Genomic DNA, 16,409 nt, shown 5'->3' on the forward strand with positions numbered 1-16,409 from the left:
AGACGACTATGTCAAAAACAATAGCGATTAACGCGGGAAGTTCAAGTTTAAAATGGCAAATTTTTGCAATGCCTGAGGAAACGATTATTGCAAAAGGGATTGTAGAGAGAATTGGCCTACCTGAGTCTATCTTTACAATCAAATATGGAAACGGAGAAGTCTATAACCGAGTGTTGGATATTCTGGATCACGATATTGCTGTAAATATGCTTTTAGAACAATTGATAGCTTTAAATATTATTCGTTCCTTTGATGAGATTAAAGGTGCGGGACACAGAGTAGTAGCTGGTGGGGAAACATTTCAAGACTCTATTATAATCGACCAAGCGGTTTTAGAAAAAATAGAGTCGCTAGCTGAATTTGCGCCCTTGCACAATCCTGCAGAAGCAAAAGTAATTCGTGTATTTGAAAGATTATTGCCAAAAACGACAAATGTTGCTGTTTTTGATACTTCTTTTCATACGACAATGCCTGAAGTGAATTATTTGTATAGTATTCCAACCGAGTATTACGACAAATACAAAGTTAGAAAATATGGAGCGCATGGAACGAGTCATCGTTATGTAGCGCTTCGTGCTGCTAAAATGTTAGGTAAACCAATTGAAGAGTTAAAATTAATTACATGTCACATCGGGAATGGGGTTTCGATTACTGCAATTGAAAACGGAAAATCAATTGACACCTCAATGGGCTTCACGCCTTTAGCCGGTACTACTATGGGAACAAGATCCGGAGACATTGATCCTTCATTGTTAGCCTATTTGATGGAAAAACTAGAGATGACGGATATGAATGAGATGATTGATTTGCTCAATAGAAAATCTGGTTTGCTAGGTATTTCCCAAATCTCTAGCGATATGCGTGACTTAGAAGAGAATCCAGATCCAAAAGCCCAACTCGCGGTTCAAATATTTGCTGATCGTATTCGTAAATACATTGGTTCTTATTTTGCAACGCTAAACGGAGCAGATGCTATTATTTTTACAGCAGGAATTGGGGAAAACGACCGAAAGATGCGTCAAAGAATCATTTCGGGTCTCTCTTGGTTTGGTTGTGAACTTGATCCGCAGCGGAACGAAGCACAAGCTGTTGAAACCATCATTTCTACAGAAGATTCAAAGGTTAAGGTATTGTTGGTACCGACAGACGAAGAGTTAATGATTGCACGTGACGTTGAAAAATTAACCAAGTAATTAACAAGTTATTCTATCATTTTATTACTTGAAAGGCTGTTACTGAGTCATTTTTGGTTTTTGTGTTTTGGATAGATAAAAACTCGACTAGAATTTCTAGTCGAGTTTTATTTTTTAGAATTTAAATGTTTATTTTTTATTATCTAGATTTGTCCGAACAATTAATACATCACAAGGAGCATGACGGATAACATATTCTGAAACAGACCCCATAAACAAACGTTCAACAGCATTTAGACCTGTAGCGCCGAGCATAATCAAGTCAATGTTGTTTTCAGTTGGAATTTCTTTTGCAATGAGCGGTTTTGGAGCGCCGTATTCAATCAGCTCTTTGACATCTGTAAGACCTTGTTTTTTTGCAAAATCAATATATTCTGCAATCGTTTGCTTAGCCATACTAGTAGCTTGTTCTACCATTGTTTCATCAAAAGATGCGATATTTTGAAAAGCACGCGTGTCAATAATGTGAGCGATTAGTAAGTGGGCCTTATTTCTTAAACATACACTAACAGCTTTTTGGAAAGCTAATTCCGCTTCATCTGATCCATCTACTGCAACCAGAATATTTTTGTAATCTTGAGTCATAACTAATCATCCCTTCAAATAGTAAGTATTTTTTACAACCATTTAGCTAGCGTAAAGCTAAAAATCATTGAACATACTAGGACAATAAAGATGTAGATTAACGTAAAAGTTAGGTTATGTACAAAAATAAGTGCAATACCAATCAACCCGAGTCCAAGATATATCCGACTAAACAGTGTAATCGAATTTGTAACTGTGGTTATTGAATTTTTTTTGCCAAAAAGCTTTGCTAATTTTTCTTTTTTTTTAGTAAAATAAAATGCAATAATCATTAAAAAAATCGCAATAATAAGTAATAAGAATGTAAGCATCGGTTGCTCCTATAAGGTATAGAAATTAAAAAAATAATATCCGTCGATGCCGTTAATCGTCCTGTAGCGTTGATCCCGCGAGTAAGCAGGTGGGCTCAACTGTCAATTCTTCAAACTACCAAGTGAAAAGGCTTGTTTTCCAAATGAGCTAGTTCGATCCCAAAGTAACACTAAATGTTCGGTCAACACAGTGTAGAACAACTCGCACACCACAGATATTACACCATTATCGTAGCATAATTTTAAAAAAACATCAATGAATTCTGCCTACGAATGGAGGGTTATTTTTTTTTCTGTTGCTGAATTTTACAATATTGATGAAGCAAAGCTTGTTCATACTTTCCAGTTTCTTTTGGTTTGTAATAGTGAACATTCGTTAGCTTATTGGGTAAATATTGTTGGCTTACCCAACCATTTGGAAAATCATGAGGATACTTATAGGCAACCCCTCGATTCAGCTGTTCGGCCCCTTGGTAATGACTGTCCTTTAGATGAGGGGGCACATCACCTACTTTTCCAATCCGAATATCGGCAAGTGCTGCATCAATAGAAGCACATGCGGAATTTGATTTTGGAGAAAGACAAAGATCAATTACTACTTGGGCAAGTGGGATGCGTGCTTCTGGAAATCCGAGCTTTTCAGCCGCTTGAACAGCGGTAACCGTTCGGGCAGCAGCAGCGGGATTTGCTAGTCCGATGTCCTCGTATGCTATGACCATCAACCGTCTGTTAATGCTAAGTAGATCGCCAGCTTCTACAAGACGTGCAAGATAGTGTAAGGCCGCATCCGCATCGCTTCCGCGAATAGATTTCTGCAGTGCAGAAATCACATCATAATGGGCATCGCCATCCTTATCATGAGTCAAGGACTTTCTTTGTACACACTCTTCGATAATAGGGAGGGTAAGATTTATGGTGCCATCGCTCTGACAAGGAGTGGATTTTACAGCTAGCTCTAGCCCATTTAGTGCACTCCGTACATCGCCATTTGTTACACGTGAAAGATGTTGTAATGCTTGTTCATCTATCTGTACGGACTCATTGCCAAGTCCGTTGTTTGAATCGTTCAGTGCTCGTAGAAGGGTTTCTTTTATTTCTTCCTCGTCTAAGGGGGTGACCTCAAAAATTTGGGTCCGACTTCTGATAGCAGGATTGATGCTGATATAAGGATTCTCTGTAGTAGCACCAATCAAAATAATTTGACCACTTTCTAAATGTGGGAGTAAAAAATCTTGTTTGACCTTATCTAATCGGTGTACTTCATCAAGTAGTAAAATGACGGTCCCACTCATCTTGGCTTCTTCGGCTACAATTTGTAAATCTTTTTTAGTATCCGTTGCGGCATTGAGCGCACGAAACGCATATTTAGTAGATCCTGCAATGGCGCTTGCAATACTTGTTTTACCTGTTCCGGGTGGTCCGTATAAAATCATCGAAGAAAGCATTTTAGCATCGACCATCCGACGAATAATTTTTCCTTCTCCAACTAAGTGTTTCTGTCCCACAATATCTTCTAACGTTTGAGGACGCATGCGGTAAGCAAGTGGTTTTTGCATACGAAAGACCTCCTTTTATTTCTACCATCAGTATAGCATATTTCTAAAATGTGGAACATACATTCGTTTTAAATGTTGCTTTTGATGGCCAGAGAACCTTTCTCGATTGGTTTAAATAAAAGCAGAAGATAGAATGCTTACAAAAGCGAGAAAATATATGGCATGTCACCTCTTATTCTTGTATGATAAAGAGGAATGAGTAAAGTCGGAGAGGAATAACGTGATGAAAAAAGAAACTATTTTAACCTGTTTGGAAACAGAGCTAACTAAGACAATGGGAAATTATGATTTTGCTATTGACTGGGATAAAAGAAATCACACAATTGAATTGATTTTTCAATTGTTTGCTCAAAACAAGGTTGGGTTAGCGATTGAGGATACTGACGGGACAAAATCTGAGGAAGAAATTATTGAATTTGAAGATGCCCTTCTTTTTTATCTTCCAGGGAAAAGTCAATTTGAGGAATCAGATTATCTGAAAGTTTTTCCATATGAAGGGAAAAAAGGAATTGACAAAGCTTTGATCTTAGCAATTTCAACGTACCTACCTGAGGTTTTAACAGAAGGAGAAAGTGATTTGTTAGATTTTCTAAATGATCAGGATGCAGATGTCTTTGAATTAAAGTGGCAAGATGCAGAGTTTGATGAGATTTATGCAAAGAAAAAAGAAAAAAATGCGGGCAATGTGGCCTATCCAAGTTATTAGGAGGAAAAAAATGAAGTGGACCGAAGTAAAGATAACAACAACGAGTGAAGCAGTGGAAGCTATCTCCAACATTATGATTGAGTCAGGCGCGAGTGGGGTATCGATAGAAGATGCGTTGGACGTGGAAAATTTCAAGTCGGATGCCTTTGGAGAATTACTGGATAAGTCGACTTTCAAGCATGTAAAAGAAGGGGCAATTATCCGAACATATTTTCCAGAAACGATGTTTTTACCTGAAATTTTACCTGAAATGAAAGAAAGAATTCTAAAATTACCAGAGTACGGCTTGAATATTGGTGAAAATAGGTTGGAGATTAGTGAAGTTGCAGAAAGCGACTGGTCTTCTGCCTGGAAAAAATATTATCACCCGGTACGAATTTCCCGCTTTTTAACAATTGTACCAAACTGGGAAAAATATGAACCTAAAAATCAAGATGAGTGCGTGATCAAACTTGATCCTGGTATGGCTTTTGGAACGGGTACGCATCCGACCACTCGATTGACTTTACAAGCGTTAGAAACAAGTCTTTGCGGAGGAGAAACGGTTTTAGATGTTGGAACGGGTTCGGGTGTTTTGAGTATTGCGAGTAAAAGTTTTGGCGCAAAAGAAGTTTTTGCTTATGATTTAGATGAAGTAGCGGTGAACGCTGCAAAAGAAAATATGGATTTAAATCCTATTGCGCAGGATGTACATGTTAGCGCTAATGATCTATTAAAAGGAATTTCAACACAAGCGGACGTGATTGTAGCCAATATCTTGGCAGATATTATCTTGCGACTGATTGCGGATGCACATCGATTATTGAAGGAGCAAGGAACGTTTATTGTTTCAGGCATCATTAAAGAAAAAAAAGATGAAGTGGTTACAGCGATGATGGAAGCAGGATTTGTAGTCGATCAATTGTTACAGCAAGGGGATTGGTTTGCGATTATTTTGAAAAAAGCAGAGATTGAGGAGTAGTAGGGCGATGCAACGTTATTTTTTGAACGAAAGGTATGTAAATCAAAATCAATCTTTTACATTAACAGAAGAAGACTATCACCATGCGGTTCGAGTGATGCGCATGGCAGTTGGAGATGATTGCTTTTTAGTGTTTCAAAATCAGTGTTCGATTAAGGCGAAAATCACACGAATTGAAGCAGACAGCGTTTATTTGGAAGAAATTGAAAAAGAACAGGCAGAAAAAGAAATGCCTGTGTCAGTCACGATTGCTTGTGGGTATCCAAAAGGGGACAAGTTAGAATGGATCGCACAGAAAGGGACAGAGCTTGGTATGCAAGCGCTAGTCGGTTTTCCAAGCAAATACGCTGTAGCAAAATGGGACGACAAAAAAAGAGTGAAAAAGAGTATCCGTTTGCAGAAAATATGTAAAGAAGCAGCAGAACAAGCGCACAGAACCATGCAGCCACAGGTTACGTTACTCAGTGAACTGGATGAGTTGGTTCAGAAGTTTAAAGAGTATCAGACGGTTCTTGTTGCATATGAAGAGTCGGCAAAAAAAGGCGAAAAATCTGCTTTTGTACAGGCAATCACTCAATGTGTGCAGCAAGAAAAGGTATTGATTATTTTTGGACCAGAAGGTGGATTTTCTAAAGGAGAAATTGACTTGTTTTATCAAAATGGCGCAATCATTTGTGGCTTAGGTCCAAGAATTCTTCGAGCCGAGACCGCCCCAATCTATGCGTTGAGTGCTATGAGCTATCAGTGGGAATTGCTAGGATAATAAGATAGTGATTCGTTGAAAAAAAGCTTGAAAAACAGTATACTAAAGAAAAGCATGGAGCAAGATGAATCAAGGAGTACTGCTTTCAAGTAGTGCTTCTTTTGTATAAAGGGAGTGAAAAGGATGCCTAGAGAGGAAATCTTAACTGGACAAAGTGTTATTAATATGACAAGACAATATATGAGCGAAGAACACGTGGCGTTTGTTCAAAAAGCATGTGAGTATGCGACAGATGCGCACTCTGGACAAACGAGAAAGTCGGGGGAACCCTATATTATCCACCCTATTCAAGTAGCGGGTATTTTGGCAGAGCTTAGAATGGATCCTCATACGGTTGCAACGGGTTTTTTACATGATGTTGTCGAAGATACCGAAGTAACGTTGGATGATTTGAAGCGTGATTTTGGTAAAGATGTGGCAATGCTTGTCGACGGAGTAACCAAGCTTGGGAAAATCGAGTACCGCTCACATGAGGAACAATTAGCGGAAAATCATCGAAAAATGTTACTTGCGATGGCACAAGATTTGCGTGTGATTATGGTGAAATTAGCGGATAGATTACACAATATGCGTACTTTGAAACATTTGAGAGAAGACAAACAACGCAGAATTGCACAAGAAACAATCGAAATCTATGCACCTTTAGCGCACCGCTTAGGGATTGGACAGATTAAATGGGAGTTAGAAGATACGGCATTACGTTATTTAAACCCAAGACAGTATTACCGGATTGTTCACTTGATGCAAGCAAAACGTGAAGAACGTGAAGCCTATGTAAATGAGGCGGTGGAAGAAATACGTAAAGCGACAGAAGATTTAGAAATCTATGCTGAAATCTATGGCCGCCCCAAACATATTTATTCTATTTATCACAAAATGAAAGATAAGAAAAAAGACTTTAGTGAGATTTATGACTTGCTCGCAATTCGTGTTGTGGTGGATACGATTCGAGACTGTTATGCCGTTTTGGGGGCAATTCATACAAAATGGAAACCGATGCCAGGAAGATTTAAGGACTATATTGCGATGCCAAAAGAAAATATGTACCAATCTTTGCATACCACGATATTAGGTCCACAAGGTACTCCTATTGAAGTCCAAATTCGAACTCATGAGATGCACCAAATTGCTGAATTTGGGGTTGCGGCACACTGGGCCTATAAAGAAGGGAAAACAGATAAACTGGAACAACAAGATGGTGTAAGCCGTCAGCTTGGCTGGTTTAGAGAAATTATCGAACTGCAAGATGAAAGTTATGATGCTTCAGATTTTATGGAAAGTGTCAAAGGGGACATCTTTAGTGATAAGGTCTATGTTTTCACGCCCAAAGGGGATGTTACAGAGTTGCCAAAAGGCTCAGGACCACTTGATTTTGCCTACAATATTCATACTGAGATTGGCAACAAAACGACAGGTGCCAAAATTAATGGGAAAATGGTCCCATTAGATTATAAATTGAAAAATGGCGACATTATCGAAGTTTTAACTTCGCCCAATTCTTTTGGACCAAGCCGTGATTGGGTCAAGATGGTGGCTACTAGCAAAGCAAGAAATAAAATCAAACGCTTTTTCAAAGTCCAAGATCGCGAAGAAAATATTATCAAAGGAAGAGAGCAAGTAGAGACATTTCTTTTAGAAAATGATTTTCCACCTAAAGTTTTCCTGGGTAAACAAAAACTAAGTGAGGCTTTAGAGCGTTTTAATTTTAATTCTGAAGACGACTTGTTTGCAGCAGTTGGTTACGGCGAGGTAACTGCTCAAGTAGTTTACAATCGTCTAACCGAAAAGGAAAGACGTGAACGAGAGCGAGAACGCCAAAAACAAGTAGCAGACGAGCTGATGAATCAACCCGTTCAAAAGAAAGAAAATGAAAAATTAAAAATCCGTCATGAAGGTGGCGTCGTTATTCAGGGTGTTGACAATCTGCTCATTCGTTTTAGTCGTTGCTGTAATCCTGTTCCTGGGGATGACATCGTTGGATATATTACGAAAGGAAGAGGGGTCTCAATCCATCGAAGTGATTGTCCGAATGTGAAAAATTCTGAAGAAATTAAACAACGACTGATTGATGTTTCTTGGGAAGAAGATGCTGCAGAAGTCGGAAAAGAATACGATGCTGACCTAGAAGTTTATGGATACAATCGCTCAGGTCTACTAAACGATATCTTACAGGCGGTTAGTTCTGTTTCTAAAAATTTGGTTAGTGTGGAAGCCAAACCAAACAAGAATAAGATGGCTACGGTTAGTTTAACTTTATCTATTCAAAACTTAGCACATTTGCAAAAGATTGTTGATAAAATTAAAAATGTTCCAGATGTCTATAGTGTACGTCGAATGAAAGGATAAAAGAATGAAAGTTGTTTTACAACGTGTGTGTCAAGCAAGTGTTACGATTGAACAGCAAGTGACTGCAAGCATAAACGTCGGTTTCGTGCTTTTGGTTGGGGTTCAAACGGGAGATACACAAGCCGAGGCAGATTATTTAGCTAAAAAAATTGCTCATTTGCGGGTATTTGAAGATCAAGAGCAAAAGATGAACAAAAATATTTTGCAAGTGCAAGGAGAAGTTCTATCCATTTCCCAGTTTACCTTGTTAGGTAGCACAAAAAAAGGCAATCGACCGAATTTTATGCAAGCAGAAAAACCTGTCCGTGCCAAATCTTTGTATGATTACTTCAACGAACAGCTTAGAAATTATGGCGTGAAGGTGGCAACAGGAGAATTTGGTGCAGATATGGATGTTTCGCTGGTAAATAATGGACCGGTCACAATAGTACTCGATACGAATGACAAATAGACGAGTTGATTAGCTATTTTTAGGGATTACCTCGTGCATCATGACAAGGATAAAAGCACCGCCGTTAAATTCATGTAAAATGAAGAAAACGGGGGTGCTTTTTTGTGGAGATTGTCCTTTGGCACTCGTTACCGTGTGTTTTATAGCTGGATTAAGATTAGTGAGTTTGCGTATTTTGCTGCCATTTTCCAAGCTCTACATAGACAGGCAATAGTGATTTTCCCCGTTCGGTTAATGAGTATTCAACATGGGGAGGAACTTCATTAAATTGTTTGCGGGCAATAATTTCCCGTTGCTCCAGTTCTTTTAAAGAAGTAGCAAGGACGGTATTTGTAATAGGAGGGAGCCTTTTTTTTAGCTCCCCAAAGCGCAAAGTGTCATTTTTGAGTAAGAAAAAAATAATTCGAGAATGCCATTTTCCTTGTAAAAAGACCAAGGCTTGAATAATCGGGCAGTCTTGCCCATCCTTAAATTCTGCTAAACTTGAGAAAAATTTTTGATATTCCGGGGTATTATTTTGCATCGGCTTCCTCCTTAGTATGCTCATTCGTACTTAGTTATAAAAAACTGCGTACTTGAGGCATAATTCATAGTTAGTATAATGAGATTAAGAAACAAAAGCAACAACAGAAGATAAAAATAATAGGAGGCTAACAATTTGGAAATTTTAACAAATCAGTTATGGGGACATGAATCTAAGGCGAATTATCAAGCTTATTTAATGGGAAATTCAAAGGATATTGAATTAGAAAGAAAGCATCCAGCTGTGATTATTTGTGGTGGTGGAGGGTTTGCCCGAATTACTGCTAGAGAACAAGAACCGGTTGCACTTTATTTTTTAAATCAAGGATATCAAGCGATAGTTTTAAATTATACGACTCATTCAATAGGAGATGGAACCTTTCCCAATCCTGTCCTAGATTTAGCGAAAATGATGCTTATTGTCAGAGAAAATGCCGCAAAGTGGCAAATTGATCCAGAAAAAGTTACCATTATGGGTTTTTCTGCTGGAGGGACAGTCTGTGCCTCACTGGCAACTCAGTGGCAGGAGCCATTTTTGGCAGAAAAATTAGGAGTATCAGCTGAAAGGTTACGACCGAATGCTGTAGTACTAGGGTATCCAATCCTTGATTTCGTGTATCAAAAAGAAATGGCAGCAGTAGATAAAAATCGAGACGAGATTTTGAAGTTAGTGAATCAACCAAAAGGATTATTTTTGGATAAGGCCCTAGAGTTAGGAGCTGGAAAAGGAGCGACAATTGCGCAATTGGAATCGGTAAGCCCGATTAGTCACGTTACGTCCAACGTTCCCCCCGTCTTTATCTGGGGAACGGCTGACGATGAGATGATGTATACCACACAATTGCTCAATTTTGCGCGTAAGCTTAGTGAAAATAATTTAAATTATGAATTACACATTTTTGAAAGTGGCCCCCATGGGCAATCTCTTGCCAACTATAATTCAACTCCAAGTGGCTCAGAAGATGGGATTTCAATATGGGCACCCCTAGCGCTAATGTTCCTAAAAAAACATCTGCAATACATGAATTGACAAGCCGTTGTTAGATAAAAAAGGTGCCCAATCGGGCACCTTTTTTTATTTGAAATAATCTTTTAGTCCTGCAACGACTGCGGTAGCAATTTTCTTCTGATACGCTTTGGTTTTAATACTTGCGACATCCGAATCATTGTTCATGTATCCGAGCTCCAGCAGTAAAGCAGGACGTTTATTTTCTCGTAAGACTTGGTAATCTGCAAATTCGTAGCCACGATTTTGTAGTGGCAGATTCGCGGCTAGGTATTTATTAACATCCGCGGCTAAGTTTTTATTTGCATCATTGTAATAATAAGTGGTCGTTCCACTTGCTTCATTTGCATTTTCAGACGAATCAAAGTGGAAGCTAATAAAGGCATCGGCTTTTGCATTATTGCTGATTTCGGCAATATTTGAAAGAGAAACAAACGTGTCAGAACTACGTGTCAGAACTACATTGGCCCCTAGTTTTTCCAGTTTTTCTTTGACAATTTTTACGGTACTAAGAGTCATATTCTTTTCAAAGAGTTTCCCGTCGGTGCTTTCAGCACCAGGGTCAGCTCCACCATGCCCAGGATCAAGAACAATGGTCGCCTCAGCGATAGAGGTGGCACCTTTGGTTGTAGTGGCGGTATTTGTTCCAGTTTTAGATGTCACATCTAACAAACTAGCATTGATCCATCCTTCTTTTTTACCAACTTCTACTTGGGCCCAGCCGTTTTGTTCCAAAGTTACAGTTACTTTTTGCCCATTTTTTAAGGTGGCGAGCACTTGACTATCAGTAGACCCACTTTCTCTTAGCTTTGTTCCATTTGTATTTACAGTAGCGTCAACATTTGTTGAGGAGTTTGCATTTCCTTGTTCTACGAGCCAACTCGCAACCCAACCAGTAGAATTATCCGACAAGCGAACATTGTACCATTGATTTTTCTTGGAAAGAACCGTCAAGTGGTCTCCTTTTTTAGCTTGTGTTTGTACATCATAAGAAACCCCAGGACCTGACCGAATATTAATTGCGATATTGTCGACGACAACAACTTTGTAGCGACCTAAATAGATAAAACACGCAATAATGGTCAAAATAATGATTAAATTTAAAATCAATAATTGCATAAAATTTTTCTGTTTTCTGCTTTGTTTCACGTTTTTTCCTCTCTTAATCGTAACTTTTATTCATATTATACCAAAATTTTGAAAATAAAATAGATTTTTACCTAGAACCTATAATTATTCTTGACTTTTTTTCAGCTTTCTAGTAGTTTTATAGATAATATAAGTGAAAATCAGGGAAAGAGCGAGTAGTGATTTATTTTTTTATTAGAGAAAATTGGCACAGGCTGAAACCAATTTAAAAAGTAAAGCACGAAAGACACTCTGGAGATGAATAGTGAAAAGCTATTTCGTTACGAGCGTTAATCGTATTGAGTGGGAAGAGAGTCTCTTCCAATTTTAGGTGGTACCACGTAAAAATATTACGTCCTTGTTTTTTAACAAGGGCTTTTTTTATTTTATTAAAAAGGAGAGAACGAACATGAGCTATCAAAGACCAAAAGGGACTGCGGATATACTACCTGGTGTCTCAAATAAATGGCAATTTGTCGAAGAAACAGCGCGTTTATTGTTTCATGATTACCAATTTGATGAAATCCGAACACCAATTTTTGAACATCACGAAGTTATTTCAAGAAGTGTAGGGGATACGACCGATATTGTTTCAAAAGAAATGTATGAGTTTTATGATAAAGGAAATCGCCACTTGACTTTGCGTCCAGAAGGAACAGCGCCTATTGCGCGTGCATTTGTGGAAAATAAATTGTTTGGACCAGAGTTTTCCAAACCATATAAAACGTATTACATGGAGCCGATGTTTCGATATGAACGTCCACAAGCAGGGAGAATGAGACAGTTCCATCAACTAGGTGCAGAAGTATTTGGTAGTAAAAATCCAGCGACAGATGTGGAAACGATGGCAATGGCAATGGCTTTTTATGAACAATTAGGAATTAAACACATCAAACTTGTGATTAATTCTCTAGGTGACAAAGAGAGTCGTGCAGCGTACCGTCAAGCATTGATTGATCATTTGGAACCTCATTTTGACGAGTTGAGTCGAGAATCTCAAATTCGTCTGCACAAAAATCCACTTCGGGTATTGGATAGTAAAGAAAAAGCAGATCAACCTTTTGTTGAAACGGCACCTTCTATTTTAGACTACCTAAATGAAGAGTCACAACAACATTTTGATACGGTTTGCCAAATGTTGGAAGAGTTAACTATTGACTATACAATCGATCACACAATGGTGCGAGGATTGGATTATTACAATGACACAATCTTCGAAATCATGAGCAATGCTCCTGGTTTTGGTGGCGCAATCACAACTATTTGTGCGGGTGGTCGGTATGATCATTTGATAGAAGAACTTGGCGGTCCAGAAACGCCGGCTTTTGGTTTTGGGATGGGCCTGGAACGCTTGCTGATTACCTTGGAAGCAGAAAATATTGAGATTCCTGTGCCAAATACAATTGATGTCTATGTGGTCGGGCTTGGAGAAGAAACGAATGTCGAAACTTTAAAACTTGTTCAAAGTATTCGTTCATTTGGTTTTTCTGCGGATCGAGACTTTATGAATCGTAAAGCCAAAGCGCAGTTCAAATCTGCCAATAAGGAAAATGCGCGTTTAGTCTTAACTTTGGGAACGGCTGAGTTGGAAACGAAAACCGCAAATATCAAAGTAATGCAGACTGGAAAAGAAGAAACGCTCCACTTGGAAGATGTTTACGAAAAGTTCGACCAAGTCTATGACAAGCTTGTGAGTGAATAAAAGAGGAGGAAGTATGATGACAAAAAGAAGTCTTTACTGTGGAGCTGTAGCGAAAGAAACACTCGGAAAAACAGTAACATTAAAAGGTTGGGTACAAAAGCGTCGGGACTTAGGTGGGGTTATTTTTATTGATTTAAGAGATAGAGAAGGCTTTGTGCAAGTAGTGTTTAACCCAGAACGTTCAAAAGAAGCTTGGGAAATTGCGGATCAGTGTCGAAGTGAATATGTGATTGAAATCACTGGAGAGGTAGTATTTCGTGATGATGAAGCCATCAATCCGAAAATTAAGACAGGAGAATTTGAAGTGATGGCCACTGCTATTACAATTTTGAACAAAGCGAAAACTCCTCCATTTTTAATTGAAGATGAGAATAATGTTAATGACGATTTACGTATGAAATACCGCTACCTAGATTTACGTAGACCAGAAATGCTTGCGAATTTTAAATTGCGCCATCAAGTGACTAAGACAATCCGCCATTATCTAGATGAGCATGACTTCATGGATGTCGAAACTCCTTATTTGGCTAAGTCTACACCAGAAGGGGCAAGAGATTATTTGGTGCCATCACGTGTGCACGCAGGCCATTTTTATGCTTTACCGCAGTCTCCACAAATTATCAAACAATTGCTCATGGGTGCTGGGTTTGATAGATATTATCAAATTGTTCGTTGCTTCCGTGATGAAGATTTAAGAGGGGACCGTCAGCCTGAGTTTACTCAAGTCGATATCGAGACAACTTTCTTGACGCCAGAAGAAATTCAAACATATACAGAACAAATGTTGGCAAAAGTTATGAAAGAGACCAAGGGATTAGAGCTTTCCTTGCCATTCCCACGTATTTCGTATGATGAAGCAATGAGCCGTTTTGGTAGCGATAAGCCAGATACACGTTTTGATATGGAATTGATTGATCTTGAAGATGTAGTGAAAGATGTTGATTTCAAAGTGTTTAAAATGGCACTTGAAAATGGTGGACAAGTGAAAGCTTTAAATGCCAAAGGTGCAGCAGACAAGTATTCACGTAAGGATATGGATATGCTTGGAAAATTTGTGGGACAGTACGGAGCAAAAGGGTTAGCTTGGCTGAAAGTCGAAGCAGATGGCTTAAAAGGCCCAATCGCTAAATTCCTAACAGAAGTTGAAACAGAGCTTATTCAGGCAACAAAAGCAGAAGTTGGAGATATTTTGATGTTTTGTGCGGATAAAAAAGAAGTGGTAGCAGATGCATTGGGGGCACTTCGTAATCGTCTAGGAAAAGAGTTAGGTTTGATTGATGAATCTAAGTTTAATTTCTTGTGGGTAGTGGATTGGCCATTGCTTGAATACGATGAAGAAGCCAAGCGTTATGTTTCAGCCCATCATCCATTTACGATGCCCAAAGCGAATGATGTTCCTTTGCTTGAAACAGCACCTGAAAAAGTTTATGCCGAGGCGTATGATATTGTGCTAAATGGTTATGAAGTTGGTGGAGGATCGCTGAGAATCCATGAGCGCAAGGTACAAGAGCAAATGTTTGCAACACTTGGTTTTACTAAAGAATCTGCACAAGAGCAATTTGGCTTTTTATTAGATGCTTTGGACTATGGATTTCCACCACATGGAGGGATTGCGCTTGGATTGGATCGCTTAGTGATGCTATTAGCGGGCAAAGATAATATTCGTGAAGTTATCGCTTTTCCTAAAAATGGGAAAGCTTCAGATCCAATGACCGAAGCCCCAAGTACAGTAGCACCGTTGCAATTGTTTGAATTAAACTTAGATGTCACAGCAGTAGAAGAATAGAATTTTTTGAAGAGTGACTGCAAAGGATTTAACTAAAAAAGCAGTCATTTCTGTTGGTTTCCACATATAGAATTTACGAGCTATAAGGCAAGACGTCATGTTTACTGCCTTGTAGTTTTTTTAAATTAAAAAACAGGATGCTAACGAGTAGCATCCTGTTGAAAGGAGTAAAAATGAAAAAGTGTTTTTTGGGTTGTTTTGTTGGTATGTCTATATAATAGACCGAGAAGATGACTTTTTTGTGACAAAATTATAATAAAAATCATAAATATCTGGATTTATTTGTGAAAAGTGATAAAATTTGCTTACACGCCCAAAGGAATAGTTGAAAAGTTTCGTTTATTCTGATTGAAGCGGATGAAGATAAAAGTGGGGAAATGAAATGAAGAATATTTTAGGAGCGATTCCTAAAAATGAATATACGACAAAGTTATCTGTTTCAGTGTGTTATGCAGTGCTGGCCTCTATTGCGCTCAACTTTTTTTGGCAGCCAGGCCATATTTATTCAAGTGGGCTAACAGGGCTCGCCCAAATTTTAAGTACATTGATTAGTAAAACAAGTCTCTTTACGGTTCCGGTTTCTGCTATCTTATTTGTGTTAAATGTACCGATGTTTTGTCTTGCCTGGAAAAAAATCAGCAAAAAATTTACCGTTTTTACCATCATTTCGGTAACGCTCGCTTCGATTTTTATGCAAATTGTTCCAGAAACGGTTTTGACACCAGACCCCATCATTTGCGCGATTTTTGGTGGTGCGATTAATGGATTAGGGACAGGCTTTGCACTTAGAAGCGGGATTTCATCTGGTGGGTTAGATATTATTTCTATTACAATCAGAAGAGCAACTGGTAAGAGTATTGGTTCGATTGCTATATTGTTTAATGCGTTCATTATCTTTGCGGCAGCTCTTTTGTTTGGCTGGAAATATGCATTTTATAGCGCATTGTCCATTTTTATTAGTGGGAAAGTTACCGATGTTGTCTATACAAAACAACAAAAAATGCAAGTGATGATTATCACGAAAAAGCCAGAAGAAGTTGTTTCTTGCGTGCAAGATCGCTTAAGAAGAGGGATTACCATTATACACGGAGCAGAAGGGGCATTTTCTCATGATGGGCAAACGGTCTTGCTCACGGTTATTACTCGGTATGAAATGCATGATTTAGAGGATGCGATGAAAGCTTCTGATAAAGAAGCCTTTGTGAGTATTTCAGATAATGTTAAAATTTTGGGTAACTTCTATGATCCGGGAATGTAAGATTCACGACTAATATGATAAAAGTAAAAACTTAGTGTAGTGCCTTGTGCATGATGCTAAGTTTTTTTGTGCTCAAAAAGCACGGTTACGACAATAATGGTGGAAGCTTGAGAGGTTGTTTACGTATTTTTAGTT

The 16,409-nt window shown here is 38.5% G+C and carries 15 protein-coding genes, 1 other RNA gene and 1 other annotated feature; of the genes, 10 read left to right on the forward strand and 6 right to left on the reverse strand.

The window, feature by feature from the left end; translation table 11 throughout:
• The first annotated feature begins 8 nt into the window (after nucleotides 1-8).
• Entirely contained in the window at nucleotides 9-1,193 is a 1,185-nt protein-coding gene (locus CBF30_RS07090) for an acetate/propionate family kinase (RefSeq protein ID WP_126824341.1), read from the forward strand.
• A gap of 129 nt (nucleotides 1,194-1,322) precedes the next feature.
• Here CBF30_RS07090 and CBF30_RS07095 read toward each other — a convergent pair whose 3' ends face one another.
• From CBF30_RS07095 to CBF30_RS07110, 4 genes are all read right to left on the reverse strand, one after another.
• Nucleotides 1,323-1,778, reverse strand: a complete 456-nt coding sequence (locus tag CBF30_RS07095; protein ID WP_126824344.1) for a universal stress protein — start codon at nucleotides 1,776-1,778, stop codon at nucleotides 1,323-1,325.
• Between the two features lie 32 nt (nucleotides 1,779-1,810).
• On the reverse strand, nucleotides 1,811-2,089 hold the full coding sequence (locus CBF30_RS07100) for a hypothetical protein (RefSeq protein WP_126824347.1): 279 nt from the start codon (nucleotides 2,087-2,089) through the stop codon (nucleotides 1,811-1,813).
• Between the two features lie 33 nt (nucleotides 2,090-2,122).
• A non-coding RNA gene (gene ssrS, locus CBF30_RS07105) (6S RNA) lies at nucleotides 2,123-2,310 on the reverse strand.
• 60 nt (nucleotides 2,311-2,370) lie between these two features.
• The gene (locus CBF30_RS07110) at nucleotides 2,371-3,645 is read right to left on the reverse strand and encodes a replication-associated recombination protein A (RefSeq protein WP_126824350.1); all 1,275 of its coding nucleotides are present in this window, start codon (nucleotides 3,643-3,645) and stop codon (nucleotides 2,371-2,373) included.
• Nucleotides 3,646-3,868: 223 nt separating this feature from the next.
• Here CBF30_RS07110 and CBF30_RS07115 point away from each other — a divergent pair, with 223 nt between their 5' ends.
• From CBF30_RS07115 to dtd, 5 genes are all read left to right on the forward strand, one after another.
• Nucleotides 3,869-4,351, forward strand: coding sequence for a DUF3013 family protein (locus tag CBF30_RS07115; RefSeq protein WP_126824353.1), 483 nt, complete (start codon nucleotides 3,869-3,871; stop codon nucleotides 4,349-4,351).
• A 10-nt stretch (nucleotides 4,352-4,361) separates the two neighbouring features.
• On the forward strand, nucleotides 4,362-5,312 hold the full coding sequence (gene prmA, locus CBF30_RS07120) for a 50S ribosomal protein L11 methyltransferase (RefSeq protein ID WP_126824356.1): 951 nt from the start codon (nucleotides 4,362-4,364) through the stop codon (nucleotides 5,310-5,312).
• A 7-nt stretch (nucleotides 5,313-5,319) separates the two neighbouring features.
• Nucleotides 5,320-6,075: a 16S rRNA (uracil(1498)-N(3))-methyltransferase gene (locus CBF30_RS07125; protein WP_126824359.1), complete on the forward strand. Its 756-nt coding sequence runs from the start codon at nucleotides 5,320-5,322 to the stop codon at nucleotides 6,073-6,075.
• 123 nt (nucleotides 6,076-6,198) lie between these two features.
• Nucleotides 6,199-8,421 carry a RelA/SpoT family protein gene (locus CBF30_RS07130; RefSeq protein WP_126824363.1) on the forward strand — a complete coding sequence of 741 codons (2,223 nt, stop codon included), beginning with the start codon at nucleotides 6,199-6,201 and terminating at the stop codon, nucleotides 8,419-8,421.
• A 4-nt stretch (nucleotides 8,422-8,425) separates the two neighbouring features.
• Nucleotides 8,426-8,872, forward strand: coding sequence for a D-aminoacyl-tRNA deacylase (dtd, locus tag CBF30_RS07135; protein ID WP_126824366.1), 447 nt, complete (start codon nucleotides 8,426-8,428; stop codon nucleotides 8,870-8,872).
• Nucleotides 8,873-9,029: 157 nt separating this feature from the next.
• Here the strand turns inward: dtd and CBF30_RS07140 are convergent, their stop codons facing one another.
• Entirely contained in the window at nucleotides 9,030-9,395 is a 366-nt protein-coding gene (locus CBF30_RS07140; RefSeq protein ID WP_126824369.1) for a winged helix-turn-helix transcriptional regulator, read from the reverse strand.
• A gap of 135 nt (nucleotides 9,396-9,530) precedes the next feature.
• Here CBF30_RS07140 and CBF30_RS07145 point away from each other — a divergent pair, with 135 nt between their 5' ends.
• Nucleotides 9,531-10,424: an alpha/beta hydrolase gene (locus tag CBF30_RS07145; RefSeq protein ID WP_126824372.1), complete on the forward strand. Its 894-nt coding sequence runs from the start codon at nucleotides 9,531-9,533 to the stop codon at nucleotides 10,422-10,424.
• A gap of 45 nt (nucleotides 10,425-10,469) precedes the next feature.
• Here CBF30_RS07145 and CBF30_RS07150 read toward each other — a convergent pair whose 3' ends face one another.
• Nucleotides 10,470-11,549, reverse strand: a complete 1,080-nt coding sequence (locus CBF30_RS07150; RefSeq protein WP_126824375.1) for an N-acetylmuramoyl-L-alanine amidase family protein — start codon at nucleotides 11,547-11,549, stop codon at nucleotides 10,470-10,472.
• Between the two features lie 134 nt (nucleotides 11,550-11,683).
• Nucleotides 11,684-11,891: a binding site (T-box leader), on the forward strand.
• 46 nt (nucleotides 11,892-11,937) lie between these two features.
• Between CBF30_RS07150 and hisS the strand changes: the two genes are divergently transcribed.
• The 3 genes from hisS to CBF30_RS07165 all read left to right on the forward strand — a co-directional run bounded on the left by hisS (nucleotide 11,938) and on the right by CBF30_RS07165 (nucleotide 16,274).
• Nucleotides 11,938-13,230 (forward strand): histidine--tRNA ligase, encoded by a 1,293-nt coding sequence (gene hisS / locus CBF30_RS07155; RefSeq protein WP_126824380.1) that lies wholly within the window; start codon nucleotides 11,938-11,940, stop codon nucleotides 13,228-13,230.
• A gap of 16 nt (nucleotides 13,231-13,246) precedes the next feature.
• Nucleotides 13,247-15,016 carry an aspartate--tRNA ligase gene (aspS, locus tag CBF30_RS07160; RefSeq protein WP_126824382.1) on the forward strand — a complete coding sequence of 590 codons (1,770 nt, stop codon included), beginning with the start codon at nucleotides 13,247-13,249 and terminating at the stop codon, nucleotides 15,014-15,016.
• 382 nt (nucleotides 15,017-15,398) lie between these two features.
• Entirely contained in the window at nucleotides 15,399-16,274 is an 876-nt protein-coding gene (locus CBF30_RS07165) for a YitT family protein (RefSeq protein WP_126824385.1), read from the forward strand.
• Nucleotides 16,275-16,409: the final 135 nt, after the last annotated feature.

The sequence above is a fragment of the Vagococcus entomophilus genome (genome assembly GCF_003987595.1).
GTDB lineage: Bacteria > Bacillota > Bacilli > Lactobacillales > Vagococcaceae > Vagococcus_E > Vagococcus_E entomophilus.